Raw genomic sequence first — 26,431 nt, forward strand, 5'->3', positions numbered from 1 at the left:
GATCCAGATCCAGCCTTCCACGCTACTCTCCTCCCTTTTCGCCGCAGCACTTCTCCCGGAGGAACCGGTGAAGATCGATGTGAACCTCCTCGGGCACCTCCTCCTCTTGGCCGGAATACTTGTACAGCACCACGGTCTTTTTGAGCGTGTTGAGGAACGCCACGCAGGGGTTGCACCCCTCCATGTGGGCCTCGATCTCCTCGCAGATCGACGGGTCGAGCTCATGGTCGATGTACGCCGAGAGCTGCTCCAGGATCTCTTTGCAGGTGAGTTTCCGGCTCATGGGTTCACCGCCCGCCCCTCGGCTCTCTCCTCGTCGGAGAAGTAGGGGCTCAGTTTCTCCCGCAGATGGATCCGGGCCCGGTGGAGTCGGGTCTTCACGGCCCCCTCGGTGGTGCCGAGGATCTTCGCCGTGTCGGCCGTGCTCAGGCCCTCCACGTCGCGCAGCACCACCACGGCCCGGTAGATCGGGGGCAGGTCCTGGATGGCCCGGACGAGGAGCTGCCTCACCTCCTGCCGGAGCAACGCCTCCTTCGGGTCAAGGGCCCAGTCGGTCACGCCCTTCTGGCGGATCTCCTCGTGGCTGGGCATGGGCAGCTCGTCCCACGACACGGTGTCGGGCTGCCTTTTGCGAAGCTTCATAAGCGCGTGGTTCGTGGCGATCCGATAGAGCCAGGTGGAGAACGCCGCGTTCCCCTGGAACGATTTCAGGTTGCGGTACGCGCTTAGATAGGTCTCCTGCATGAGCTCCCGGGCGTCTTCGGGGTTTCCGGTCATCCGCAGGAGCAGGCTGTAGATCCGCCCCTCGGTGCGGTTGACCAGTTCCTCGAAGGCCTGGAAATCGCCCTCTCGGGCCCGCTCCACGAGCCGTGCCTCGTCCATTCCCGTGTCCTTGAGATGCCGGTGCCCCCCCTCGGGTTACGGAAGACCCCGGAAGCATAAAGGAGGCCCCCCGGGTGCGCAAGCGGCCGGGGTCGGGGGGATTTTTGACTGCCCGGGGGCCCAAAAAAAGGGTGGCGAGCCACTACATGTCGTGGTATCATTTCGCCGCCTACTAGATATGGCGTTTTCTCCCCTCCCTAACCCCCTGTTTTCCCTACGGAAGGAGCGACGGCCATGGGCGAGGTGATGGAGCTCGGCCGGACCGGGGCCAAGCCCCGCGACGGCGACGCGACCGACCGGGTGTTGTTCGTCCGCACGTCGGACATGGAGATTGTCAACTGGGACCGGAGCCGCATCGCCGACGCCCTGGTGCGGGAGACCTATCTCGACCGGGACACGGCCGAGCGCGTGGCCGAGGAGGTGGACAAGCTGATCCACCGGTCCCGGATCGAGATCCTGACCGCGCCCCTCATTCGTGAACTCGTGGACGCGAAGCTCATTGAGATGGGGCTCGAAGGCGCCCGCCGGATGCACACCCGGCTCGGGATGCCGCTCTACGACGTGGAGGAGCTCCTCGTCGCCCCCAACAAGGAGAACGCGAACGTCCCCCACGGCCCCGAGGCCACGAACCTCACCCTGGCCGAGAACATCAAGAAGGAGTACGCGCTGCTGGCGGTGTTCAGCCAGGACGTGGCCGACGCCCACATGCGGGGCGACCTCCACCTGCACGACCTGGGGTTCATCGACCGGCCCTACTGCTCGGGCCAGAGCCTCGAGTACCTGAAGAAGTTCGGCCTGAATCTCCCGAACAGCCTGGCGAACGCGAAGCCCGCCAAGCACCCCGAGGTGCTCCTGGCCCACATGGTGAAGTTTTCGGCCGCGCTCCAGTCGAACTTCGCCGGGGCCATCGGGTGGGATGCGGTGAACCTCTTCTTCGCCCCCTATCTGGAGGGGATGCCCGACCGGGACGTGGAGCAGCTCGCCCAGATGCTCATCTTCGAGTACTCCCAGCAGGCGGTGGCCCGGGGCGGCCAGGCGATTTTCTCCGACATCAACCTCTACTGGGAGGTGCCCAAGCACTTCCAGGACGTGCCGGCCATCGGCCCGGGCGGCCAGTACACGGGCAAGACCTACGGCGACTACGAGAAGGAGGCCCAGCGGTTCGTCTGGAAGCTCTTCGACGTGTACGCCGAAGGCGATGCCTCGGGCCGGCCGTTCTTCTTCCCGAAGCCCCTGGTGCACATCACCGAGAAGTTCTTCCAGACCGAGGGCCACGAGCGGTTCCTCGCGAAGATCTGCGAGGTGGCGGCCGAGAAGGGGAACACCTACTTCGTGTTCGACCGGGGCGACACCGCGAAGATCTCCGAGTGCTGCCGGCTAGCGTTCAAGCTCGAGAAGTCCGACCTCGAGGATGCCAAGCAGCCCTGGCGCATGCGTTACTCGGCGCTCCAGAACGTGACCCTGAACCTCCCGCGCATCGCCTACCGGGCCGGCGGGGATGACACCCGTTTGTTCCAGTGCCTGACCGAGATGATGGAGCTCGCGGCCCAGGCCCACCTGCAAAAGCGGGCCTTCATCGAGCGGCTCCTGAGCCAGGGCGACCGCGGGCCCCTGTCGCTCCTCACGATGGACCGGGACGGCCAGCCGTACCTGCGCATGCACCGGGTGAGTTATCTCCTGGGCATGGTGGGTTTGAACGAGATGGTCAAGGTCCACACCGGCCAGGAACTCCACGAGAGCCAGGAGGCGTTCCGGTTCGGGCTCAAGATCATCGCCCACATGAAGCTCCTGGCGGACAAGCTTTCCCGCAAGCACAACATGCATTTCGTGCTGGAGCAGACCCCGGCCGAGTCCACGGCCTACCGCTTTGCCCGGCTCGACCTCAAATATTTCTCCCCAGCCGCAGGAGAGGCCGTGCGGGGGGACGTGGCCCGGGGCGAGGTGTACTACACCAACTCGACCCATCTCCACGTGGGAAGCCCCACCAACCCCGTGGACCGGGTGCGGCTCGAGGGCCTGTTTCACCCGCTCATCGAGGCCGGGGCCATCACACACCTGTGGCTCGGCGAGGAGAAGCCCCACCCCGAGAGCCTGGCGAACTTCGTGGTCAAGGTGTTCCGGAACACCCACAACGACCAGGTGGCGTTCAGCCCCGAGTTCACCACCTGTCTGGCGTGCGCTCGCACCACCCGAGGGCTCCGGGAGGCCTGTTCCCAGTGCGGGAGCGACGAGGTGGAGGGGATCACCCGGATCACCGGGTACTTCACCAAGATCAGCTCCTGGAACAAGGGGAAGATCGGGGAACTCCACGACCGGCAGCGGACCGCAGGGTTTTTCACGGGGCCGGCTCCGGACGCCGGCGCCGCCGAAGCATAGGGGTGTGCCGGACCGGAGACCGAAGGCCGCTGACCGCGTTTCCAGAGGAGGGTTCCATGACGCTGTTTACCAAGGTCGGGTGCGAGAAGTGCGAGTATGTGAAGGAGCGGGTGGATCTCGCCGCGCTGGGGGTGGTGGTGGAGGAGCTCGGCCCGGAGAACCCCGATGCCCTGGCCCACCTGGCCTGGCACGGGCTCGTGAACGTGGCGGAGCGAAGCCTTCCGATCCTGGTGCTGGACGACTCGTCGTACCTCACGGGTGCGGTGCGCATCCGGAAATACCTGGAAGAGATGAAGACCCGGGCGGCCTAAAGAGGGGAAGTTCCTGGGCGACGAGGGGCGACGGCACCGTCGCCCCTCGTCGCGTGAGGGGAGGGATCGGTGGCACTGCCCGAGATCAAGGGGTTCCTGGAAACCACCTTCACCGACTGGAAGGGCAAGGTGGCCGCGGTGGTGTTCCTGCCCCGGTGCAACTTCCGGTGCCCCTACTGCCACAACCACCGGATCGTGACGGCCCCCCATCAGGTGCCAACATGGCCCTGGGCCGAGGTGGAGGGCCGGCTCCGGAGCCTGCGGGGCTGGGTGGACGGGGTGTGCGTGACCGGCGGCGAGCCAACGCTGTACCCCGGGCTCGGGGAACTGTTGGAGCGGTTTCGTGCGATGGGGTTTGCCGTGAAGCTCGACACGAACGGGTCCCGGCCCGAGGTGCTGGAGGAGGTGGTTCGGGCGGGCCTGGTGGACCGCGTGGCGGTGGACGTGAAGGCGCCCCTGGAGCCGGTGCCCTACCGCCGTAACGCGGGCCCCGGCTCCGACCCGGACCGGGTGGAGGCGACCCTGGAGTTCCTGGTGGCCACGGACGTTCCCCTGGAGCTTCGCACCACGGTGCACCCGAAGCTCCTGAGCCGGGACGAGGTGTGCCGGTTGGGGGCGGACCTGGGCCGTAGGGTCCGGGGACGGGCGGCGCCGCTGTGCTGGGTGCTCCAGCGGTGCCGCACGGACGAGGTACTGGACCCGGAACTCCGGAATCACCCGCCGCTTACGCCCGAGGCGTTTCGGGAGTGGGAGGACGATGCGCGGCAAAAATTCCGGGAGGCGTCGGAGAGAGCTTAGGCTCTGACGCCCTTCGCCCGGCGGGGCACGAAATCCTTGCGGTTCAGGCCGTACTTGGCCATTTTCCGTTCGATGGTGCGGCGGGAGAGCCCGGAGGCCTGGATCAGGTTCTTGATCCGCCCGCCGAACCGCCGCAGGTTGTGTTCCAGGTAGGCCCGCTCGAACTCCTCCAAGACCCGGCCCGCGGCCTCCTCGAAGGGCAGTTCCCAGTCGGCGGGTGCTCCGGAGGCGCGGGAAAACGCCTCCGGCCCCATGGCCTCCTTCAGGTGCGACTCGTGGAGCACCTTGCCCCGCCCCATCACCACGGCGCTCTCGATGATGTTCCGTAGTTCCCGGACGTTTCCGGGGTAGTCGTACTGCTGAAGCACCCGGGCGGCGCGGGCGTCGATGTCCTCGAAGGATTTGCCGTACGCCTGGGAGAATCGCCGCAGGAACGCGTGGGCCAGAAGGAGGATGTCTTCGCGCCGCTCCCGCAGGGGTGGGAGTTCGACATGAACGACCCGGAGCCGGTAGTAGAGGTCGTTACGGAACGAGCCCTCTTGCACCGCTTCCAGGAGCCTGCGGTTCGTGGCCGCCACGATCCGCACGTCCACGCGCCGCGGTTTCGTTTCCCCCACCCGGGTGATCGCCCCGTCCTGGAGCACCCGTAGGAGCTTCACCTGGAGCCTCGGGTCCATCTCCCCGATCTCGTCGAGGAACAGAGTGCCCCCCGAGGCCGCCTCGAAATAGCCCTGCCGGTCCGCGTGGGCGCCGGTGAAGGCGCCCCGCACGTGGCCGAAGAGTTCGGACTCCAGGAGCTCCCCGGGGATCGCCCCGCAGTTCACCGGTACGAATGGGCCGGCCGCCCGCCGGGACTCGGCGTGGATGGCCTTCGCCACGAGCTCCTTGCCGGTGCCGGACTCCCCCTCGACGAGTACCGTGGCGTCGGTGCCCGCCGCCCGGCGGATCCGCTCGAACACCCGGAGCATGGCCGGGCTCCGGCCCAGGAGTTCGCCCTGGAGGAGGGCCGCGGCCTTCTCCCGCCGCAGCGCCTTCACCTCGTCGCGCAGGCCCTTCATCTCCAATGCCCGCCGAACCACGTGGAGGATCTCCTCGGGCAGCAGGGGCTTTCGCAGGTAGTCGAATGCCCCCTCCTTCATGACCTCCACAGCCGAGTCCACGGATGCGTGGGCCGTGATCACGAGGACCTCGGTGTCCGGGTTCGTGGCCTTGACCTCGCGAACCACGTGCTCCCCGCCCCGGCCCCCCAGCACGAGATCCGTGATCACGAGGTCGAAGGAGTTCCCGGCCAGAAGGCCCGCGGCCTCCTCCGCCGATCCGGCCGTCTCCACCGCGTACCCCTCCCGCTCGAGAACCCGGCGCAAGAGGTCCACCATCCCGGGTTCGTCGTCGACCACGAGGAGTCGCGCGGGCCTGACTGCCTGCTCTGCTTTGCGGGGATGGGCCATGGGTCTCTCACCGATGGGGCCCCCGGAGCCCGAGCGGGCTCCGGGGCCCTCACAGAGGGATCAGAACACCCACACGATGTTGAGCCAGGTGCTCGTGCCCTCGGGCATGTTTTTGCCGTCGAACTCCCAGAGGTGTTTGGCCACCAGGCTGAACCGCCCCTGGTTGGGCCACCACTTGAGCCCTGGGCCGATGCCGGCCAGGCGGCTGCGGTCGTGGTCCTCCTTGCCGTCAACCTCGTCATCCGTGGTCTGCCAGTAGTAGAACCCGTTCACGCCGAACCGCCACCCCGGCTTGGGCGCCCACCCGACCGCCCAGTCGAAGTGAAACTCCTGGCCCGGGTCGAGGTCTACTTCCGCTCCGGGGGTCAGTCCAAGCCGTGCGGCCTGGGGCGGGGGCACCACGTATTCATCGTTCTTGGTGTTAAAGTCGTACATGAGCTTCACGGAGAAGTCGAACCCCTTCCACAGATAGGTGGCCGCCAGGACCGGCTCGAAGGTCCAGTGGTTCCGGGAGAGGAGTTGTGTTGCCACGTCATCCTTGTCGTAGTTCCCGGTGGGCGCCCACATGTCCAGTGCGAACACGGTGTGAAAGTTGGGGCCGAAGTGCCACCCGAATACGAAGGGACTGAAAATGATGTCGCCAAGACCCCCGCTTGAATCATCTACGCCAAGCGCTGGTATTTCTACATCGGCGCTGTAAAATGGAACAAAAATATGAGCCCCCCAAGAAGCCCCGAGCACCTTGTACGGGCTCACCCAGATCACGCGGGGAATCACCCCAAACACACTCGCGTCGAACTCCACCGGGGTCTTTTTCCCCTCGTTGTCCATGAGGCGGTTCTTGTCGATGTACACGAGGTAGTTCTTCAAATAGAGCCCCGGCGGGGGAAGGGCGCCGACTACGAAATCTTCCGCACCGTTAGGGTAGTGTTGTCCCCCCCCTGCGAACGCTGGGGTGGCCGAAACCACTGCGGACAGAGCCACAGCGCCGAGCACTCTCATCGCCGTCCTGCGTCTCCTCATGACCCTTCCTCCTTTCCTCGTTGGGGAGTCGAGTCTCCCCGGGGTGGGATCAGTCGTATGCGGGGTCGTGCCACCAGGGCTCGAACCGGTACGGGATCGGGGTGCCGTTGAGCCGTACCCGCGCGCCCCGGTTGTCCACCGGTACGGTCACGGCGCAGGCCGCGCGGGGTGAACCCTCCCAGTCGCGCCACCGGGCCCATGCCGAGGGGGTTCGGCTCAGGGCGAACACCGCCGGCCCGATGGAGCTCATGCCGACGATCTCGGCTCCGCCGCGGCGAAGTTCCTCCATCACCTCCCGGATCTCCCGCCCCCGATCGCCGTGAAGTTCGATCTCGGCCTTCTTCGACCCTTCAGCGGAGAGATCCCACAGGAGATCCCCCACGGCCCGGAGGTCGCCGGCCAGGGCGGCTGGCAGGAGATCCATGAACACCCGGTACACCTTGCGGGCCGCGGTTTTCGCATCAGAATCCTGGGCGGCTCCCAGCAGCGACCGGTATTCCCCCGCTCCCGACGACACCTCGGGCGCCATGTTGGGCAGAAGAAGAAGGGCCCTGAGGTCCTCGGGCATGGCGATGCGGGCCGCGAGTTCGCACCGATCCGAGGCGATCACCAGGCCTCCGTGGAGGCCGGCCATCGCTCCCACGTTGGTCTCGAATCCCGGCACGAGCCTCGGCGGCGCGGCGGAAAGCTCCTCGCAATAATTGTGGGCCACGAGCTTCCGGAGGTTCCGGAGGTCGAGGGGCCGGCCGAGCGCCTCGTTGAGCGCGACGGCGGCGGCGGTGAGGCTCGACACGGAGGACCCCAGACCCATATGGCGGCGGTTGTGGTCGTGGGTCTCGATCTCGATGCCACCCTCGAATCCGGTGAGCCGCCGAAACAGTTCCGCGAAATGCTGGCCCAGGAGCGGGCGGCTTCCGGATGCGCGGATCCCCGGTTCATCCGTCAGGGTCACAGCGGCGCGCGAGAACAGGCCCACCGCAAACCCGATCCCTCCGCCGCCGGGCCGCCCGAGCCCGAAGCGGGTCATGTCGAGCACGACCGCATGGATTCGTCCGGGAACCTCGACCTCGCACCGGGTGCCCGGTGGGGGTGGTTCCACGCTGCGGATCCATCCGCCCCATGCTTCCGGGAGCAAGAACCGCGCCGGGTCTCCCGGGGAGAAGGCGGCCTCTTCTAGGCGCTGGACCGTCACCTTCCGCGCCTCCTGTTGCGGAGCGCGGCCGCACTCCTCGGCGGATATACGGAGTTTGTTTTTTGCATATTCAAGGTCTGTGCCAAACTGCGCCAGTGGCGTTCTTGGGCCGGGTGGGGCCACGCAGAGGGAACGACTTTTTGTCAACCATTGCCACGCCCACGCGTCTGTGCGAGGATCGATGCTGGCGGGATCCCGGACCTCATGGGATTAGACCATGAAGTCATAAATCAAACAAGGGTGCGCGGTGGATGTTTGCGCGATAAAATACGCCATATCTGACGCACTGTGGGAGGGTCTCCCGGTGGCCGCGTTCCTGACCGACGAAAACGGCCGGATCGTGGGGTGGAACCCGGCGGCAGAGGTCTTGACGGGCCGCCTCGCCTCCGAGGCAGAGGGAAGGCCGTGGTCCGAGGCCCTCGGAGTCGTGGGCGATCGGATCGCCGAGCCCGGCAGCGCCCGAGGAGAGGCGTGGGCCGAGACGCTGTGCACGGCCCAACGCGCCGACGGCCGCCCGGTCAGGCTGCGGCTGCGTTCGAGGGCCGTCCGGGACACTGCCGGCCGGCCCGTGGGGCGGCTGTGGCTTGCGACCGACGTGTCGCTGCGCGATGCCGTGGACCGAAAGCTCATGCAGTACGAACGGCTTGCCACCCTGGGGGAGCTCGCTGCCTCGGTGGTGCACGAGGTGGGAAATCCCGTGTCGGTGATCCTGGGGTTTGCAGCCCTGCTGCGCACCGAAGCCGGCGCTGACCCCGACGGCGCGATCCGGGACCGGATCTACGAGGAGGCCCAGCGCTGCCGCACCCTGATCGACCAGCTCCTGGGATACGCCCGGTCGGCCACGGGCCGTTCCGCCCCAGGGCCGGTGCACGTACCCGACGTGGTGGGCGAAAGCCTGGCGCTGGTGCGGTACCGGTTCCAGCGGGCGGGCGTTGGGGTGGAGACCCGCTGGGGGGAGGGGGTGCCCCCCGTGTGGGCCGACGCCGCCGAGCTCAAGCAGGTGGTTCTCAACCTGCTCCTGAATGCGGCAGATGTGTCGCCCCCTGGCGGGGTCGTCCACGTGGAGTGCTTCCGGTTCGAGCGCGAAGAGCAGAGGGGCGGCGACTCCCTCCTGGATCCGGTGCTCCGGGTGGAACGGGTGCCGTGGGTGCGCCTGAGGGTGGGCGACCGGGGCCCCGGGTTCGGGGGCCAGGACCCGGAGGGATTCTTCGACCCGTTCGTGACCACCAAAGAGGGGGGCGGGGGGTTGGGGCTCACGGTGTGCCGCCGGCTCGTGGGATCGTGGGGCGGCGAGATCCGGCTCGAGGAGAGAGAAGGGGGCGGCGCCTGGGCTGTGGTGGATCTGCCGGGCCATCGGGGTTAGCCCATCAGGAGGCGCCGTAGAGGAGTTCCCGGAGCCGGCGCAGGACCCGGGGCACGGCGCCGGGGTGGCGGATGGGGCAGGGCCGGGTCCACTCTTCCCACGGGCCCAGGAGGTCCGCGTAGGGATCCGCGCAGGCCCGGGCGAGGTGCACTCGGACACCCGGCGCCGCCCGGGAAACGGCTTCCTCGAGGGCGGCGAGGAGGCGGTCGCGCTCTGCGGCCGAGTCGGCGTGGAGCACCAGGGCCGAGGTGTTGAATCGCTCTCGCCGTCCCCCGAGTTTGCCGAACAGGTAGAGGTCGGGGTGCTCTTCGGCCAGCCTCTCAAGAAGCGCCATACAGGTTTCCTCGTCCGGGGCAACGGCCACCACCTTCCAGCAGTCCCAGGCAAACGGGAGGTCCACCGCATCGGCTCCCCGCTTGATTTGGTCCAGCAAGGACGTGAGGCAGGGCAGGCACCGGTCGTAGATGCGGCGTTTGGTCCGGTCCATGCGGGGGTGGGTTTCGAAGCTCCACCACCCCTCCCGGGACCGACGGTGCCCGAAGTGGACCTCCACGGGCCGCCCCTCACCCCTCCAGTGTCTCGGCCAGCACCTCGAAGTGGGCCCTCAGGGTCCAGAGGGTGCCCTGCATGCGCCGGGCGTTCCGCTCCACCGCGGGCAGGTCCTTCCCCGCCTCGATGAGTTCCTCCAAGTCCCGGCCGAGCCGTTCCAGCGCCTCGGCGATCTCCCGGATCCTCGCGTCGGACATCATCGTTGGCTCCCTCCCTTCTTTCGCAGGTCGTGGAACCGGCGGGCCTTCACCTGGTAGCGGGGCAGGCTGCCGTAGGGCTGGGGCTGGATTTCGAAGTTGAGCTGGGTCTTCCAGCGAAGCCGGCTGGCCAGTTCCTTGAGCAGGGTTTCCCGGTCGGGCCCGGCCAGCCCGTCGGGGAGTTCCACCTTGAGGGTGATGTGGTCGAGGTCCCCGCGTTTTTCCACGTAGATTTCGAACTCGCCGTCGAGTTCCTCGAACGACCGCACCACCTCCTCCACTGTGACGGGCGAGAAGAGCACGCCCTTCACCTTGGTGATATGGTCCACCCGGCCGTGGACCCCCCCTTCGAGGATGCGCCAGGTGCGGCCGCAAGGGCACGGGTCCTTGGCCCACATCGATACGTCCTTGGTGTCGAACCGCACGCAAGGCTGGGCCCTCCGGTCGAACGCGGTGATCACGATCCGGCCCGGCACTCCCGGTTCGGTGACCGGCCGGTCGGAATCGAGTTCCAGAAGTTCCACGAGGAACATGGACTCGATGATGTGCTGCCCGAAGGGTTGGTGGCGGCACTCGAAGCCCCAGGCCCCCACCTCCGTGGCGCCCACGTGGTCGTATACCGGGCAGCCCCAGGCGTCCTGCATGCGTTTTTTCGTGCTCGGCACCAGCGCCCCGGGTTCCCCGGCGCAGGTGATGCGCTGGATGCCCCACTCCTTCGGGTCGGCCCCCAGTTCCTTCTGGGCGGTTTCGGCCATCCCGAGCACGTAGGTGGGGGTGGCCATGAAGGCGTTGACCTGGAGTTCGCGCATCTTGAGGAGCCGTTCCCGGGTACCGAGCACGCCCCCGGGCACCACCTCGCACCCCATGCGCTCGGCGCCGTAGTGGGCGGTCCAGAACGCGATGAACACGTGGTAGCCGAAGGGGAAAAAGATCCGGTCCGTGGGGCGGTACCCCTGGGCCCAGAGGATGGTGGCCCAGAGTTCCGAGAACCACTCCCAGTCGGCCCAGGTGTCGGGCTGGTACACCGGGGTGCCCGTGGTGCCCGATGTCTGGTGGAACTCGGTGACCTCCTCGAGCGGTACGCACAGGGTGTCGCCGTAGGGGAACGGGTCCTTGCCCTGGCACCGGTAGTCGTCCTTGGTCACCAGGGGCACGCGGGCCACGTCGTCCCAGGTGCGCACGTCCTCCGGCCGAAGCCCGGCGGCCTCGTACTTGCGGCGGTACATCGGGCTCCGCTCATACACCCACGAGAGCACCCGCCGGAATTTGGCGAGTTGCAGCGCCCGCAGGCGCTCGGGGTCCAGGGTTTCGGTGGCCGGGTTCCAGTACTCGGATTCGGGGTACGGCATGGTTCCTCTCCGGGGCTAGGAAGCTGGAAGGCTGGAAAGCTGGAAAGCTAGGAGGCGCGGAAGCCAGAAGCTACCAACACCAACGCAAGTATTGTCAGGTCCCCGTGGTCGCTACGGAAGCCAGCGGGTGGGGGGCTGGTGGAGAGCCGGGTGCGGCCCCTCACGTCGCCGCGCCCCACCAGGCTTGGCGTGCTTTGGAACTTCCGGAACTTCCGCTGCCGGCGTCCCGACCTGCCGCGCCGGCAACGGCATGCGAAGGCGCGGCGGAAAGGGTGCCGCACTCGCGCCCGGCCGGAACCAGTCCCCCACCCGCCGCCCGCAACAGTTCTCAAGGTTAGTAGTAAAGCGCTCCCTTGTCCGCCGCGGTTCCACGCGGTCTTGGTCCTCGGCCGGGGGGCAGTCCTCGGGGCCCGGCGCGAGCGGGGTCACTCCGCGCCCGAGCCTCCCCCCGCCAACACCTTAACGTCGCTGCCCTTCCAGCGGCGAAACAGGTTGTGTTCGATCCGGAGCGCATCGAGCACCTTGCCCACGGTCTGGTCCACGATCTCGTCGACCGTTTTGGGCCGGTGATAAAACGCCACCATCGGCGGCAGGATGACGGCCCCGATGTCCGCGCAGCGGCGCAGGATGTCGAGATGCCCCTTGTGGAGCGGGGTCTCCCGGAACAGGAGGACCAGGGGCCGGCGCTCCTTCAGGGTGACGTCGGCCGCGCGCACCAGAAGGTTGTCGTTGTACGAGTTGGAGATGGCCGAGGCGGTCTTCACGGAACAGGGGGCCACCACCATCCCCTCGGTGAGAAACGAACCGCTGGCGATGGCGGCGCCCACGTCCTCGGGGTCGTAGACCCTGTCGGCCAGGGCCTCCACCTCTTCCGGGGTCCAGTCGCTTTCCAGCCGGATGTTGCGGCGCGCGGCCTTGGAGAGCACAAGATGGGTCTCCACGTCGGTGTTCCGGAGCACCTCCAGGAGCCGGATGCCGTACTGGGGGCCGGTGGCCCCGGAGATTCCCACCACGAGTCGGCGCGTTTTCATCAGCGTCTCCTTTGGCCCAGTTCCCGGGCTTTTTTCACGGCATCTTCGGGGATCCGCACCCGTCGGCCGGCCACGCGGCCGTATCCCGTGGCGTCGATGGCGGCCTTGGCCGTGCGCGCGGCCTCGTGGGCCGAAGGATCGATGGGCTGCCCCCGGAGTCCCGAGACCACGGACCAGTCTCGATCGGGTTGGGTGCGGCTTGCGATGGACCAGGCCAGGTCCCAGGGGTCCGTCGGGTCCACGTCCTCGGCCACCGCCACGGCGAGCTTCACGTGGGTCTGCTCCAGCACGGCCCGGAGTCCCCTTTCGATCGTGTCCGCCGGCGCGGGCGGCACCCGGAGCACCACCGTGGAGCCGTAAGTGGTGGGCAGAGCCCGGACCCCGGACACCGGCAGGCCGGCCCCGGCGGCGGCCGCTCGGGCCGCGGCCTCCCACACCATGGCAAGAAGCCGATCGGACTCCCACGCCGTGGGAAGGAGGGCGTGGTACAGGGGGGAGGCCCGGCACCACACCCGCTCGGCCACGAAGGTGGGGGTGGCTTCCAAGGCCACGTGCACCCCGCTGATCTCGCCGAACGGGCCGTCCGGCCTCTCGTCAGAAGGGTCGATCACCCCTTCGAGCAGAAGTTCGGCCTCGGCCGGCACCGGGATGCCGGTTAGGGGGGCTGGAACCAGGTCCACCGGTTCCCCCCGAAGCGCCCCGGCCCCGGCCATTTTGTCGAGCCCGGGCTTCCCCTTGAAGGCGGCTGCGAGGAACGTCAAGGGCTCGTGGCCCACCGTGACCGCGGCCGGCAGCGGAGTTTCGGCTGCCTTGGCCCGGGCGTACACCTCAGAAAGGGGCGGGTTCAGTAGAGCCACCCCGAACCGATCGGGGCCCCTTCGCTCCATCCGGTGCACCCCCCGGGCCGCGGAACCGGTGGCCGGGTCGAACACCGACACCACGGCCGTGGTCAGAAACGGCGCCGAGTCCCCTTCGTAATGGGTCAGCACTGGGAGAAAATCGCCCAGGTCGGCCACCGGGATCTCCCGGGCGAGAACCGGGGCATCGCCCACCCTCCGGGGCTCCACCGGTTCGGCCTGGGCCCGCGCCAGGAACTCGTCGGCCGCCCGCTCCAGGGGAACCCCCAGGGCGCGGGCCAGCACCCCGTCGTGGCAGAGCACGTTGCCCACCACGGGGAGCGCGCCGGGTACCGGGCGGCCGAGGTACACGGCCTTTCCGTCGCGGGAAGCCAGGTGGAGGAGGGCCGCGGCCTCGAACCGCACCGAAACCGGTTCGTCCACCCGGAGGAGTCGGCCGGTCCGTTCCAGAAACTCCACGGCTTCGGCGAGGTTTCGAAAGCCCACAGCCCTCCTCCCCCGACCTACCGCCACTGCTCGGGGATGGGGTTGATCTCCTCCACGACCCGGATAGACCAGGGTTCACCCACCCACTGGCCGCGCCCGAGCCGCGGCCAGAGCCGCTCGGGGTACTTGGTCGGGTTTTTGGACACCTTGGCCCGGACCACCTGGCACCGGTACTTGGCCCGGCCCGGCGTGAGGTCGCGGATCACGAGGCGGATCTCCTCGTCCTGGGGCACTTGGTCGAGATCCTCGAAGAACGCGTCGTATTCAGCCATCGGTCACCTCCGTTACTCCGAAAACCCGTAGTTCTTCCAGTTGGCCAGTACCTTCTCGCGGACCTCCTTGGGATAGACCGTGTCGAAGGCGACCAGGATGGGCACGTCGGAGGGCGGCCAGTCCCTGGGGAACAGGCAGTCGAACAGGACCTTCGCCCCCTTGCTCATGCGGCGCTCCGCCGGGGTGGCGAAGGGATTGAGCGGGGTGCCCACGTCGTTTTCGTAGACGTGGATGCCGTTCACCGGGTGGCACCGGGTGCACAGGGCGTGGATCACCTGGTTTTTGTTGTAGATGTCCGTCTTTTCGTCCACCACCACCACCATGTGGAACCAGGGCCCGAGCTTGCTGCCGAACACGAGGTTTGCGATCTGGCGGGCGATCCCGGTGTACGCGTGCCGGGTGCCGATCACCACCAAATGGTGGGTGGACTCGGGCCACATGTAGACCCCCGTGATCGGGATGCCCTGGCTCCGGAGGAGCTTTTCCATCTCGAGGCTCAGGGAGAACGAACGCAGGAGTTGGCCCTCGTCGGTGGGCACGCCCATGTTGGACACCGTGAGGATCGGGTTGTCCCGAAACGTGATCGCCCGGACCCGGTACACCGTGCGGGGTTCCCGGGGGGAGGTGCGGTATCCCGTGTACTCGCCGAACGGCGCCTCCTCCAGTTCGACCCCCGGCAGGATCTCCCCTTCGATGACGATCTCCGCGTGGGCCGGCACCAGCAGGTCGGACGTTTCGCATTTCACCAACTCCACCGGTTCTCCCATGAGCATGCCGGCGAACTCGTCCTCCGGGATCGGAGAGGGTGCGCACGCGGCCACGCCCGAAAGCGGGTCCATCCCGATCACCGTGGCGAACGGCAGGGGCTGGTTTCTCGGCACGGATTTGTTGTGGAACATCTTCCCCATGTCGGAGAACGGGAGCACGGGCCCGACCATGGTTTTCTCATCGAAGACCATCTGCCGGTACATGCCCCAGTTCACCTCTCGGGTGTCCGGGTCGGCCGCCACGATCATGTGCCAGGTGGCCAGGTACCGGCCGCCGTCGCCGTCGTGCACCATGGGGGCCGGCAGGTTGAACAGATTTGCGTCTTTGCCCGTCCAGACGTTCTGCTTGCAGGGGGCCTGGGACCGTTCGACCACCTTGGGCTTGACCGGGGTGCCCTTCTCGGTGCGCTCCACGTAGGCTTTTCCGATCTCGGGGATCGGGGTGTCGGGGGGAAGGCCCAGGCACACGGCCAGCTTCCGGTAGGTGGCCAGGGGGGCGCCCAGGGCCTCGAACCCGGGATAGTCCTTGATCTTTTTGAAATGGGGCGAGGGGCCTTGCAGTTCGCACACCCGCCGGACGATGGCGCCCATCTCCAGATCCCAGTCCACCTCGGGTTCCACCGTCACGAGGTCGCCGGTGGACCGCAGGGCCTCGATGAACTCCCGGTTGTCCTTGTAGTAGGTATATGCCATGATCTTGATCTCCCTTCGGAAACGGGCTATCCCCAGCCCATGTTGGAAACCTTGTCCACCAAGGGCTTCCATTTGCCCTGGGCCCGCAGGATGAACTCGGCGAGCTCCCGGAGCATGCCCTCGCCCCCGGCCCGGCGGGTGGCGTAGTGGGCGGCGTCCTGGACCTCGGGCACCCCGTTGGCGGGGCACACCGCGAACCCCACCCGCCGCATGGCCCCCAGGTCGATGATCTCGTCGCCCACGTAGCAGACCTCCTCGGGCCCGATGCCCAGTTCGGCCATGATCTCCTGCATCTTGGCCCACTTCTCCTTGGCCGCGTACACCCGCTTGATGCCCACCTCTTCGGCCCGCTTGAACACGATTTTCGACTTGCGGGTGAGGAGCGCCACCTCGATGCCGGACATCATCAGCGCGTTGGCCCCGAACCCGTCGTCGTGGTGAAACACCTGGAATTTCACCCCGTCCTCGTTGAAGAGGACCATGCCGTTGGTGAGCACGCCGTGCACGTCGAGCACCACGAGCTTGACCCGTTTGGCCCTCTCGATCGCATCCATCATGTCGTACGCCATGGGTTCGCACCTCCTGACTGCGGTCTTCGGTCCTCGGTCTTCCGTCCGGGGCCTGCGGCCCCACGGTCTGGATCGGCGCTCGGTCCCCCCCGGGGTCGTGGGACGTCTTCCCCCTCTCCGGTTGCGCCGGGTCTGTGGGTCAGTCGTCCAGGCCCAGTTCCTTCCAGCGCGCCTTGATGCGCTCGACCACCTCGGGCACCAGGGACACCTCCACCGGTTTCTGCTCCCACTCGAAGGGCACCGTGGCGTCCAGGAGGATCCGGGAGGTGATCAGCTTGTTGGAGGTGGGGTCGAGGGCCGGGTCCAGGGGCGTGGACCGGCCGCGCTGGATGATCTGGGCGTCCCGGGCTGGATCGAACCGTACGGCCAGGGCCCACCACACCCGCGGCAGGTCGTCGGCCTGGATGTCATCGTCCACCACGATCACCCCCTTGGTGCCGTAGGTGCAGGTGTTGCTCGCCACCACGGCGGCGGCCACCTGGTTCGCGTGCCCTGGGTACATCTGCTTCACGCTCACGATGGCCCAGAACCGTCCGCACCCCTCCGGGGGCAGGTACACCGACTGGATGCCGGGGATCCGCATGTTCTCGAGTTCGGTCCACAGGGTGGCGCCCCGCACGAACGCGAGCATCCAGTGGTTGTCGGTGACCGGCCGGCCCACCGAGGTGGCCCAGAGGATGGGGTTGTTCCGGTGGTACACCCGCTCGACCACCATCGAGGGTTTCGGGATGGGGTGGAACAGTTCGTCGGTGTAGTACCCGGTGTACTCGCCGAAGGGGCCCTCCGGCCGGAGGTCGTCGGGGTCGATCCAGCCCTCGAGCACGATCTCGGCGTCGGCGGGGATCGGGAGGCCGGTCACCTTCCCCCGCGTCACCTGGACCGGTTCGCCCCGGAGCGATCCCACCACGTCGTACTCGCTCGCCTTTGCCACCATGGCGCTTCCGGCGAGCATCAGCAGCGGGTCGCACCCGATCACGACGCAGGCCGGCATCTTCTCGCCGCGCTTCTTGTACTTCTTCAGGATCCGGTCGCCCCGCTTGCCCTTGAGGATCTGCACCCCGATCCGGTTCTTTTCCTGGGCTTGCATCCGGTAGGTGCCCAGGTTGATCTCCTGGGTTTCCGGGTCCTGGGTCACCAGGAACACAGCGGTGCCGATGTACCTCCCGCCGTCCTTCTCGAAGAACTTGGGGGAGGGGAACCGAAAGATGTCCACCTGGTCGCCCGTGAGTTCGTTTTCAAACACAGGCCCGGAATCCACGTTTTCGGCCGGGATCACCTTGTCCACGGCGAGTTTCATCCACTCGCGGGTGAGGTCCACGAGCGACATGTGGGTGGGCCGGCCGAGGGCCAGGGCCAGTCGCTTCGGGGAGGCGAAGGCGCCGGTGAAGACCGGGCTTTGGTAGCCTTTCACGTTCTCGAACAGGAGGGCTGGCCCCTCCTTTTCCTCGACCAGTTTCGCGATGTGGCTGAGTTCCAGGTTCCAGTCCACCTCGGCCTTGATCCGCTTGAGTTGGCCCTCCCGCTCGCACAGGGAGATGAAGTCCCGCAGGTCCATGGCGCCCTCCTTCCCAAATAAGGTTTTGATGTGCTGCCAGGCTACGCCCCGGGGGCTCCGGGGTCCAATCATATGTTTTGCAACGATGGATAAGGTCAGGTTATGCTTTGGGTCGTTGGTCGTCACCTGTGACCCGTCACCGGAATCGCCATGCTCAACTTCAACCAGTTGCGAGCGTTTTTCGAGGCAGCCCGCACCGGAAGCTTTACCCGGGCGGCCGACGTGCTGTGCGTCACCCAGCCGGCCGTGACCGGGCAGGTGCGGGCCCTGGAGGAGTCACTGGGGCTCAAGCTGTTCCGGCGCAGGGGCCGGCGGATGGTGCTCACGGAGGCCGGGGCGCTCCTGTTCCGGGAGGCCGAGAAGGTGTTCGCCCTGGAGCGGGAGATCGAGGATCTGGTGGCCGAGATCCGGGACCTGCGGCGGGGGCTCCTCAAGGTGGGAACCACCAAGACCTACGCGCGCTACCTCATGCCCGACATCTTGGCCCGGTTCCACGGGGTGCACCCGGGGATCCGGATCGTGCTGGACGAGGGCGCCTCGGCCGAGGTGCTGCGCTCGGTGGTGGAGGGGCGAAACGAACTGGCCGTGGTGGGCCTGTCGCGACCCGTGGAGGGGCTCATCTGCACCCCGTTTCGGAGGGAGGAGGTGGTGCTGTTCTGCGCGCCCGGCCACCCTCTGGCCGGGCGCGCCGGCATTGGGGTGGCCGAACTCGGGGGGGAGTTGCTGGTCCTCAAGGAGGAGGGGTCCACGACCCGGGAGCTCGTGCGGCGCCTCTTCCGGCGCCACGGGGTTTCGCCCAATGTGCTCGTGGAGACGAGCAATCTGGAGTTCATCAAGGACATGGTGGCCCGGGGGGAAGGGGTGTCGTTTCTGGTGCGTTCGGCGATCGGGGAGGAGCTTCGAACCGGCAGGTTCGTGGAGGTGCCGCTCGCGGACGGGCCGATCCGGCTCGAGGTCTACACGGTCCACCCCGATCCGGCGGTCCTCTCCCCCGCCGCCAGGGCGTTTCTGGACGTGTTGGAGGATTCCCGCGAGTACCCCTGATACCGAGTTGCGTTCAAATCAACCGTTTCCTGATTCAGCCCGGCAAGGGGCCTGGTGGAGCGCCGGGCGTGGCTCCTACAGTCGCTGCATCCGGCACTCAGCCGATGTCTCCCTCGCCGTGAGCCCACCAATGGCTCGCCAACGTTCGCGTTTCCGCCGTTCATGGAGCCGCCGGGCTGAGTGCCGGATGCAGCGTAAGCCGGATGCCGCACTCACGCACGGCCGGAACCAGGCCCCTTGCCGGGCCGCCGGGTGGGTGTCTGTTGGAACGCAACTTGGTATCAGGGTAGGCCGAAAAGGGGCAAAATCTCCTCGAGCCGCGACACCACGTGGTCCGGACCGGCCCGGCGGATGGCGGCTTCCGGGCTTTCCCCCCCGAGCACGATGGCGACCCGGAGGCCCGCGGTCCGGGCCGCCCCGACGTCCGAGAGGCTGTCGCCCACCATCAGGCTCTCGTCCGGTGCGCAGCCGAGGGCTTCGAGGGCCCGCAGAAGGCCCTCGGGAGAGGGCTTCAGGTCGGTGACGTCGTTTCGGGTGACGACCACGGGCAGCAGTTCCCCGATGCCCAAGCGGGCCAGAACCCGGGCCACGGCCAGGCGGCCGACGTTGGTGGCGAGGGCGCGGGGGATCCCGCCGCGGGCGAGGGTGGAGAGCACCCTCTCGGCCCCGGGCCGGAGACTCCAGCGGCTTGCGGCGTCGAGGTCGTAGTGGTCGTAGATCGGGGCCAGGGCCCGGACCAACCGGCCCCGTGCGTCGGCGTCGGGAGCCCGGCGCCGGCCCTCGCGCAGAATGCCCGCGTAGTTGAGCCCCTCGAACGCCTCCGGCGCGCAGCCGAGCACGGCGGCCGCGGCCTCGCGAAGCCGAGCCTCGGCCTCCTCGAGGTTCCACTGGAAATCGACCAGGGTTCCTTCCAGATCGAACAGGGCGCACCGGAGCATGTGTTCTCCTTTTGCTGAGGCCAACGAGGGACCTAGGGCGCGGGCGGGGGGCTGGCTCCCGGCCGGGCGCGAGTGCAGCAATCGACCGCCGCGCCGTTTCATGCCGTCGTGAGCCCGGTGTGACAGGGCCCCCGGGCTTTCCAAGTAACTTCGGTCGCCGGTCGGCGGTCCCTTGGGCCCAGGCGCGGCGGCCGCCCCTGTGGCCGAAACCGAGAAGGTATTGCCCTTGCGAGCTGGCCGCCCAGCGGCCTACGGAGCTTCCAACTCCAGCATCGGCCCCTGGGGGCCCGGCCCCGTGACCCGGCCGGGGAGGTCGTCGATCCGCCGAGTCCCGGCGTACCACATAGCGGTGCGCAGTTCCCGGGTGAGCCGCTCCACCTCGGCAACGACGCGCTCGGCAGACTCCCACCCCCAGCGCAGGAACGGCAGGGCCATGCCCGCCGCCCGGGCGCCCAGGGCGAGGGCCTTGGCGATCTCCACCCCGTTCCGGATGCCGCCCGAGGCGATGACAGGGACGTGGGGCGGCAGGAGCCGAAGGGCGTCGGTGAGCACCTCCGCCGTGGGCCGCCCGATTTCGGAGAGGGCCGGCGTGGGACGGGGCGACCCGGCGAGTTTCTCCACCAAGGCCCAGTTGGTGCCGCCGGCCCCGCCGGTTTCCACCGCTCCCAAGGGGATGTCGCGGATTCTTTCCAGAAAGAGCCGGGGGAGCCCGAACCCCACCCCCTTCACCACCACCGGCACCGGAAACCCGTTGCACAGGGCCGCCAGCCGGTCCAGGAGGCCCGTGAAGTCGAGGTCGCCGTTCGGCTGGAGCGCCTCGTGGAGGGGGTTCACGTAGAGGGAGAGGGCGTCGGCTTCGATGAGTTCCACCGCGCGCAGGCAGTCGTTGGCCGTGAGCCCGTGGTTGAGATGCACGAGCCCAAGGTTCGCGACGAGGAGGGGGAGCTTGGGGGCAACCCGGCGCACCCGATACGAGGAAAGGAGTTCCGGGTACTCGAGCAGAAGGCGCTGGGACCCCACGGCCATTCCCAGACCCGCCGCCTCGGCCGCCACGGCCAGGTTGCGGTTGACCCGCTCGGACGCTTTGCCACCCCCGGTCATCGCCGAGATCAGGATCGGCGCCGACAACGTCGTTCCCAGGAGTGGGCACGAGATCTCCGTGTCCGAAAACCGGAACTCCGGAAACCCCGCGACGAGGCGCCAGCGTTCGAGCCCGTTACGCAGCGGCCCCTCCACCTCACCGGCGAGACAGGCCTCCAGGTGCCGATCCTTGGCGGCAGAGGGGTCGGGTTTCGGGCTCAGGCTTCGGAGAACCACACCACCACCTCGTCGCCGTCGCGAAGACCCAGGCGGTCGCGCAACCGGTCGGCCGCGATGATCTCCACCAGGTCCTCCGGGTAGGAGGGAACGTGGGGCACGACGACCACGGCCGCGATGCCCTCCGGCAGGGTCACGGGGTGGACCGCGGCCGAACAGAACGAAGGGTCCGCAGGCTCCAGAAGGAACCCGGGGACCCTTCGGATCCGCCGCCAGCGGGCGAGGGAGGCCTCATCCCGGAGCTTGAGGTTCAGGGTGCCGGGGAACGGCCGGAACCCGGCCGCCCGTTCGAGTTGTTCCACCACCCACGGGAGCCCCACGAACCCCCCCGCCTCCCCCCGCCCGGCGGAAACCACCCCCAAGATCGTTGTGGATCGGGTCAAAATTTGGCCCCTTAGTGGGGGTAAGCGACGTCCGGGCCCGGGATCGGTTCGCCGAGCCGGTGACTCCGGTGGCCATACCGGATCACCGGGGTTCCGCCGGGCGCGTCCCACGCCGTGACGACGCCGAGGATGAGGTCGTGGCTCCCGCAGGGGGTGATGCCCACCACCCGGCATTCGTAGTGGGCCGCGGCGCCCTTGATCCGGGGGCTCTCAACGGCGCGGGGGGCCGTGAACTCGAGCCCCAGTTTGGAGAGTTTGTCGGGGTCCGACCCCGACAGGCTGCCCGCCGTGAGGGCGGCCCGGTCCTGGGCCTCGCCGACCAGGTTCAGGGTGAACTCCCGGGCCGTTGTCACCAACCGGTGGGCGGTGGTGCCCGGTCGAAGATACACCGCCGCGATCACCGGTTCGTAGGAAACCCACATGGCGGTCACCGTGGCCACGTCGGTTTCCCCGCCGGCGCGGACGCACAGCAGGAGTTCGGGGCAGGGCAGGCTCGACAGCAGGGTCGTGCGGTCTTCTGCGGACATGGGGCATCCTCTTCAAGGGGCGGCGGGGGGCGCCGCGGGCGGCGCCCCCTTGCCCTGGGTTTATGTCGTGGTTTGGGCCTTTTGCACGGGCACCCCGGCCAGGAGGCGCCCGACGATCGCGTCCAGGGCGGACTTGGGCCTCTCCTTGGTCACGGCCTCGGCCCGCTTTTGCGACCACACGGTCTCGGGCCGGGCCTGGAGGATCACGATGCTCTCCGGAAAGGGAAGGTCCCCGTCCACGGCCCACTCCACGTCCATGGGCCGGCCGTAGTGTTTTTCGATTCTCCGGGCCAGTTGGGTCAGTTCCCGGATCTCGTCGTCGGTGAGGGACGGCTTGTTGTGATCCTCCTCCGGCACGGGCAGGAACTCGACCCGCCCGGTGGCCGGGTTCAAGAGGTAGGCGGCGGGCTTCGGCACGATGGTGCGGCGGATCACGTCGAAGGTGACCTTGTCCACAAGGAAATCGTCGGGGGTGACGTCGCCCGACACGACCCCCTCCCCGAACCCCCAGGCGGAGTTGATCGCCACCTTGGAGCGGTCGCCGTTCAGGGGGTTCAGGGTGAACAGCACCCCGGAGGCCCGTGAGCGCACCATCTTCTGGATCCCCACCGAGATCCGGACGTTCTCGTGGGTGAACCCCTTCTCCTCCCGGTAGGCGATGACCCGGTCGCTAAAGAGGCTCGCCCAGCACCGCTTGACCTTGTCCACCACCTCGTCCTCGCCCCGGACCCAGAGGTAGGTGTCCTGCTGGCCGGCGAACGAAGCGTCGGCCATGTCCTCCAGGGTGGCGCTCGACCGCACCGCCACGGGCAGGTCCTCGACCCCGCACCGGTCGCACAGTTCCCGGTACGCCGCTCGGATCGCCCGTTCCACCTCGCCCGGGATCGGCGCGGCAAGGACCATCTGCCGGGTCTCCTCCCCCACCTGGTGGATGGGAACGCCGTCTCGGATGCGGCGCAGCACCTTGCAGATCGGGTCCTTGATGCCCGCCACGGTGAGGAAGTGGTAGTACGCCTCGGTGGTCACGGCGAACCCGGGCGGCACGCGGATCTCGGCGGCCAGGAGCTCGCCCAGGCTCGCGCATTTCCCCCCCACCAGCGCGGTGTGGTCTTTTCGGCACTCCTCGAACCACGCGATGTCTTTTCGTTCCATCTCACCCCTCCAGAATGGTCACGACCCCGGTGCCCCCGTCCACCCGGACCTTCTGGCCGGTGCGGAGCACCTGGGTTCCGTTGCCGGTGCCCACCACCGCCGGCAGCCCGTATTCGCGGCACACGATGGCGGCGTGGCACATGACCCCGCCCACGTCGGTGACGGCCGCCTTGATCTTGGTGAACGCCGGAGCCCAGCTCGGGCTGGTGGTGGGGCACACGAGGATCTCGCCCTGCTCGAGGTCCGAAAGCTCGCCCACCGTGCGGCACACCCGCACGGGGCCCTCGACCACGCCCGGGCTTCCGGCGAACCCGGTGAGCTCCGTGATCGGGCCCTCTCCGGCCTCCTTGCCCTTGGTCCAGGCCGCCATGCTCTCGCTCGTGATGCCCCAGAGCATGATCGTGAATGGCTCGGTGATCTTTTCCGGCACCGTGCCGAGAGCCGGGGGCGCGGTCCAGGCCTTGAACTTCTCCATCACCTGCTTGCGCCAGGCGATCTCGGGGCCCCAGTGGAGCTTGCCCATGGGCTTGACCCCGGTGGCCCACGCGGTCACGAGATCCCACAGGGCCTGGCGGATCTCGTGGCGGTTCAGGAGCCAGATGTCCTCCACGTCGTCCCAGAACCCGGCAGCCACGAACCGGCGGGAAACCTCGCGCATCTTGTTCCAGAAGATGGAGTGGAACCAGTGCTCCACGTAGAACATGTGGTTTTCCACGTAGGGGAACACCATCTGGGCCGTGGCCAGGAGCTGGTCAAAGGTTTGCTTGTCCTCCTCGGAGGGGAGGAGGTCGCGGTACTCGTTGATGATGCGGTCCCGTTCGCGCTTGAGTTCGCCCAGGGGCCGCTCGAGCGACTCGCCCCGCTTGATCTTCTGGATGTACATCCGGATGGAGGTCAGGGGGATCTCCAGTTCGTCGATCCAGGCCGGGTCGTGGTGGAACCATCCGGTGCCGGTGGAGATGTAGAACCACGGGTATTTGGCCTTCTCGAACCGCTGCTCCCACAGGCGGCCGTCGCCCGTTTGCTTGAGCGCGTCGAACAGTTCCTGCACCGGCCGTTCCTTGAGGATCTCGTCCTCGATGCCCAGTTCGCAGGCCATCTTGGCCAGGGCTTTCAGTTCCTCGTCGGGCTGGTACAGGATCACCTCGATCCCGCTCACCATCTGGGTGATCCGCTGGAGCGGGATGTCGGGGAACGCCTTCTGGCAGAAGTCAACGAGCGTCACGTATGCCGCATATCCGAGGTTCAGGAACTCAAAGTGGTACTGCCAGGCCAGAATCCCCAGGTTGATCAACCGGTCGTACGCCGTGAGCAGCTTGTACCCGCTGCTCTGCCCCTCGGCCTCGAACACCACCGACTCGTCTTCCCGTTCCGGGAGTTCCGGGATCACGAGGGCGTCGAGGTCCTCGATCACCCCCTTCATCTTGGCTTCCCATTTGGCGTAGAGCTCGTCCCAGTTCTGGTAGTAGTACCCGGCCCGCTTCATGAAGGCCTCGACCCGTTCGGGGATCTGGGCCGGGTCGGGCACCGGCACCGGGGAGATGTACACCCGGCCGTTGACCACCCGGTGGTCGATGCCGAGGGCCGGCGGCACGATGAAAATCCGGGTGTTGTACTGGGACAGCGCGAGGTACCAGGCTTCGTCCCAGATCATGTCGAAGGGGTAGAGCGGCTCGGGGTAGTGGAGCGCGTCGCAGAACCAGACCGTGGACTCCTCGTAGCGCTTTCGCTCGGGATCGTCCGCCCGGAACCGATAGTGGTACGGGTACATCCGTTCCCAGCCCTCGGTACCGGGGATGGTGGGGAGTTCGTGGGGGCTCGGAAAACCGCTGCCGTTCGCCATGGGGGCCTCCTTTCGGTTGGGGGGTGGCGCACGCGGATGAGGTTCCGGAGAGCCGAGAGTGCATATCGCGTGCCAAACGCATTTTGTCGGATGTTCTGGCGTTCTGGTGTTCATCGGGAAAGGGAAAAGCGGCGAAAAAGCGGCGTTTGTGGCGCATGGTGCCAGACGGAAAGGGCCGGCGGGAAAAACAGGGTTTGCTCTTGCGGCGTCGCTGTCGCACCCCCCAGGCGCGCTCCGGTGGTGAAAGACCGGGCGGTTCTCTGCTATGCTCCGCCGACCCGTTTTGGCCCACCGAACCGGACGGCGCCGGCGGAACCAAAGGCCCCCTGATTCGCCCCCGGGTGGAATCCTTCGAACCAGCGGTTCCCCGCGGGAACCCCGGCATGGGGGCCGGTATCCAGACGAGGCCCCCGACCAACCGAAGACTTTTCATTACCCAAGGCCCCGTGACCGAACCGTTCCGTCCCCGTTTCTCCCTTTTGGCCACGGACCCCACCGGAGCCCGGAGGGGTCGCCTGCACCTGGCCCACGGCACCGTGGAGACCCCGGCGTTCATGCCCGTGGGGACCCAGGCCACCGTGAAGGCCATGACCCCCGAGGAGCTCCAGGCCCTGGGGGCCGAGATCATCCTGGGGAACACGTATCACCTGTACCTGCGGCCCGGATGCGACGTGATCCGGGTGTTCGGCGGGCTCCACCGGTTCATGCACTGGGACCGGCCCATTCTCACCGATTCCGGGGGGTTTCAGGTGTTCAGCCTGGGCCCTCTGCGCAAAGTGCGGGAGGAGGGGGTGGAGTTCCAGAGCCACCTGGACGGGAGCCGCCATCTCCTGACCCCGGAGAAGGTGGTGGGGATCCAGGAGGTGCTCGGCTCCGACGTGATGATGGTGCTCGACGAGTGCCCTCCCCACACGGCCGAGCGGCCGTATCTGGAGGAGAGCCTGGAGCGCACCCACCGGTGGGCCGAGCGGTCGCTTCGGGCGCGCACCCGGCCGGAGCTGGCGCTGTTCGCGATCCTCCAGGGCGGCGTGGATCCGGAGCTCCGCCGCCGGTCGGCCGAGTTCCTGCGGGACCTGCCGTTCGAGGGGTACGCCCTGGGGGGACTCTCGGTGGGGGAAGGGCAGGAGCTCATGCTCCGCACCGTGGAGGCGACCACCCCGTTCCTCCCGGCCGACAAGCCCCGGTACCTGATGGGGGTGGGCACCCCGGAGGACATCGTGGAGGCGGTGGCCCGGGGCGTGGATCTGTTCGACTGCGTTCTCCCCACCCGAACTGCCCGAAACGGTTTGCTCTTTACTTCACGAGGTCGGCTTGTTATAAAGCACGCTCGCTTCGAGCGGGACCCGCGCCCGCCCGACGAGACCTGTGGCTGCTACACCTGCCGGAACTACTCCCGGGCCTATCTGAGGCACCTCTACAAATCCCGTGAAATCCTGGCCTCGCGGCTGAACACCCTCCACAACCTCCACTTCTATCTGGATCTGATGCGCCGGATCCGGGAGGCGATC

At 67.7% G+C, this 26,431-nt stretch carries 26 protein-coding genes; 6 read left to right on the forward strand and 20 right to left on the reverse strand.

All coding sequences use genetic code 11. From position 1 onward, the window contains the following. Positions 1-22: 22 nt before the first annotated feature. Both ACY0I8_RS01405 and ACY0I8_RS01410 read right to left on the reverse strand, forming a co-directional pair. Complete coding sequence (locus ACY0I8_RS01405; protein ID WP_461393259.1) at positions 23-283, reverse strand: anti-sigma factor family protein; 261 nt, start codon at positions 281-283, stop codon at positions 23-25. Further along, on the reverse strand, positions 280-882 hold the full coding sequence (locus tag ACY0I8_RS01410; RefSeq protein ID WP_461393260.1) for an RNA polymerase sigma factor: 603 nt from the start codon (positions 880-882) through the stop codon (positions 280-282). Before ACY0I8_RS01410 ends, ACY0I8_RS01405 begins: the two co-directional genes overlap by 4 nt. 234 nt (positions 883-1,116) lie before the next feature. On the opposite strand from ACY0I8_RS01410, the gene nrdD reads away from it, so the two are divergent. From nrdD to ACY0I8_RS01425, 3 genes are all read left to right on the forward strand, one after another. Continuing rightward, on the forward strand, positions 1,117-3,258 hold the full coding sequence (gene nrdD, locus ACY0I8_RS01415) for an anaerobic ribonucleoside-triphosphate reductase (RefSeq protein ID WP_461393261.1): 2,142 nt from the start codon (positions 1,117-1,119) through the stop codon (positions 3,256-3,258). Positions 3,259-3,314: 56 nt separating this feature from the next. Then, a complete protein-coding gene (locus ACY0I8_RS01420; protein ID WP_459939988.1) occupies positions 3,315-3,569 on the forward strand; it encodes a hypothetical protein in 255 nt (84 codons plus the stop codon). A gap of 69 nt (positions 3,570-3,638) precedes the next feature. Continuing rightward, positions 3,639-4,367, forward strand: coding sequence for an anaerobic ribonucleoside-triphosphate reductase activating protein (locus ACY0I8_RS01425; protein WP_461393262.1), 729 nt, complete (start codon positions 3,639-3,641; stop codon positions 4,365-4,367). Here the strand turns inward: ACY0I8_RS01425 and ACY0I8_RS01430 are convergent. The 3 genes from ACY0I8_RS01430 to ACY0I8_RS01440 form a co-directional block, all read right to left on the reverse strand. Further along, complete coding sequence (locus ACY0I8_RS01430; RefSeq protein WP_461393263.1) at positions 4,364-5,815, reverse strand: sigma-54-dependent transcriptional regulator; 1,452 nt, start codon at positions 5,813-5,815, stop codon at positions 4,364-4,366. The two genes, ACY0I8_RS01425 and ACY0I8_RS01430, sit on opposite strands and share 4 nt — an antisense overlap. Positions 5,816-5,875: 60 nt before the next feature. After that, positions 5,876-6,685 (reverse strand): SphA family protein, encoded by an 810-nt coding sequence (locus ACY0I8_RS01435; RefSeq protein ID WP_461393264.1) that lies wholly within the window; start codon positions 6,683-6,685, stop codon positions 5,876-5,878. Positions 6,686-6,887: 202 nt separating this feature from the next. Next, positions 6,888-8,030 carry a GHMP family kinase ATP-binding protein gene (locus tag ACY0I8_RS01440; protein WP_461393265.1) on the reverse strand — a complete coding sequence of 381 codons (1,143 nt, stop codon included), beginning with the start codon at positions 8,028-8,030 and terminating at the stop codon, positions 6,888-6,890. Between the two features lie 247 nt (positions 8,031-8,277). On the opposite strand from ACY0I8_RS01440, the gene ACY0I8_RS01445 reads away from it, so the two are divergent. Beyond that, on the forward strand, positions 8,278-9,393 hold the full coding sequence (locus ACY0I8_RS01445; protein WP_461393266.1) for a two-component system sensor histidine kinase NtrB: 1,116 nt from the start codon (positions 8,278-8,280) through the stop codon (positions 9,391-9,393). A gap of 4 nt (positions 9,394-9,397) precedes the next feature. On the opposite strand, the gene ACY0I8_RS01450 is transcribed toward ACY0I8_RS01445, so the two are convergent. The 9 genes from ACY0I8_RS01450 to ppcB form a co-directional block, all read right to left on the reverse strand. Beyond that, complete coding sequence (locus tag ACY0I8_RS01450; RefSeq protein WP_461393267.1) at positions 9,398-9,946, reverse strand: hypothetical protein; 549 nt, start codon at positions 9,944-9,946, stop codon at positions 9,398-9,400. A gap of 10 nt (positions 9,947-9,956) precedes the next feature. Further along, positions 9,957-10,139: a hypothetical protein gene (locus tag ACY0I8_RS01455; protein WP_461393268.1), complete on the reverse strand. Its 183-nt coding sequence runs from the start codon at positions 10,137-10,139 to the stop codon at positions 9,957-9,959. Next, positions 10,139-11,488 (reverse strand): phenylacetate--CoA ligase family protein, encoded by a 1,350-nt coding sequence (locus tag ACY0I8_RS01460; protein WP_461393269.1) that lies wholly within the window; start codon positions 11,486-11,488, stop codon positions 10,139-10,141. The genes ACY0I8_RS01455 and ACY0I8_RS01460 overlap by 1 nt, the downstream gene beginning before the upstream one ends. Positions 11,489-11,913: 425 nt before the next feature. Further along, entirely contained in the window at positions 11,914-12,519 is a 606-nt protein-coding gene (locus tag ACY0I8_RS01465) for a UbiX family flavin prenyltransferase (RefSeq protein WP_459939979.1), read from the reverse strand. Continuing rightward, on the reverse strand, positions 12,519-13,862 hold the full coding sequence (locus ACY0I8_RS01470; RefSeq protein WP_459939978.1) for a UbiD family decarboxylase domain-containing protein: 1,344 nt from the start codon (positions 13,860-13,862) through the stop codon (positions 12,519-12,521). The genes ACY0I8_RS01465 and ACY0I8_RS01470 overlap by 1 nt, the downstream gene beginning before the upstream one ends. A 17-nt stretch (positions 13,863-13,879) precedes the next feature. Then, on the reverse strand, positions 13,880-14,134 hold the full coding sequence (locus ACY0I8_RS01475) for a phenylphosphate carboxylase subunit gamma (RefSeq protein ID WP_459939977.1): 255 nt from the start codon (positions 14,132-14,134) through the stop codon (positions 13,880-13,882). A gap of 12 nt (positions 14,135-14,146) precedes the next feature. Further along, positions 14,147-15,595, reverse strand: coding sequence for a UbiD family decarboxylase (gene ppcA / locus ACY0I8_RS01480; RefSeq protein WP_459939976.1), 1,449 nt, complete (start codon positions 15,593-15,595; stop codon positions 14,147-14,149). A 26-nt stretch (positions 15,596-15,621) separates the two neighbouring features. Then, positions 15,622-16,164, reverse strand: coding sequence for a KdsC family phosphatase (locus tag ACY0I8_RS01485; protein WP_459939975.1), 543 nt, complete (start codon positions 16,162-16,164; stop codon positions 15,622-15,624). A 139-nt stretch (positions 16,165-16,303) separates the two neighbouring features. Continuing rightward, a complete protein-coding gene (gene ppcB, locus ACY0I8_RS01490; RefSeq protein ID WP_459939974.1) occupies positions 16,304-17,719 on the reverse strand; it encodes a UbiD family decarboxylase in 1,416 nt (471 codons plus the stop codon). Positions 17,720-17,869: 150 nt separating this feature from the next. Between ppcB and ACY0I8_RS01495 the strand changes: the two genes are divergently transcribed. Further along, entirely contained in the window at positions 17,870-18,763 is an 894-nt protein-coding gene (locus tag ACY0I8_RS01495) for a LysR family transcriptional regulator (protein ID WP_459939973.1), read from the forward strand. A gap of 281 nt (positions 18,764-19,044) precedes the next feature. On the opposite strand, the gene ACY0I8_RS01500 is transcribed toward ACY0I8_RS01495, so the two are convergent. From ACY0I8_RS01500 to ACY0I8_RS01525, 6 genes are all read right to left on the reverse strand, one after another. Next, complete coding sequence (locus tag ACY0I8_RS01500; RefSeq protein ID WP_459942577.1) at positions 19,045-19,701, reverse strand: HAD family hydrolase; 657 nt, start codon at positions 19,699-19,701, stop codon at positions 19,045-19,047. A 249-nt stretch (positions 19,702-19,950) separates the two neighbouring features. Continuing rightward, positions 19,951-21,018, reverse strand: coding sequence for a beta/alpha barrel domain-containing protein (fni, locus tag ACY0I8_RS01505; protein ID WP_459942576.1), 1,068 nt, complete (start codon positions 21,016-21,018; stop codon positions 19,951-19,953). Beyond that, complete coding sequence (locus tag ACY0I8_RS01510; protein WP_459942575.1) at positions 21,000-21,401, reverse strand: DUF120 domain-containing protein; 402 nt, start codon at positions 21,399-21,401, stop codon at positions 21,000-21,002. Before ACY0I8_RS01510 ends, fni begins: the two co-directional genes overlap by 19 nt. 11 nt (positions 21,402-21,412) lie before the next feature. Continuing rightward, the gene (locus ACY0I8_RS01515; protein ID WP_461393270.1) at positions 21,413-21,928 is read right to left on the reverse strand and encodes a flavin reductase family protein; all 516 of its coding nucleotides are present in this window, start codon (positions 21,926-21,928) and stop codon (positions 21,413-21,415) included. Positions 21,929-21,988: 60 nt separating this feature from the next. Continuing rightward, entirely contained in the window at positions 21,989-23,080 is a 1,092-nt protein-coding gene (locus tag ACY0I8_RS01520) for a PEP/pyruvate-binding domain-containing protein (protein ID WP_461393271.1), read from the reverse strand. 1 nt (position 23,081) lies between these two features. Further along, the gene (locus tag ACY0I8_RS01525; protein ID WP_461393272.1) at positions 23,082-24,923 is read right to left on the reverse strand and encodes a PEP-utilizing enzyme; all 1,842 of its coding nucleotides are present in this window, start codon (positions 24,921-24,923) and stop codon (positions 23,082-23,084) included. Between the two features lie 446 nt (positions 24,924-25,369). Between ACY0I8_RS01525 and tgt the strand changes: the two genes are divergently transcribed. Then, a partial coding sequence (tgt, locus tag ACY0I8_RS01530) for a tRNA guanosine(34) transglycosylase Tgt (RefSeq protein ID WP_461393273.1) occupies positions 25,370-26,431 on the forward strand: 1,062 nt, incomplete at its 3' end.

Source organism: Deferrisoma sp. (genome assembly GCF_054681715.1).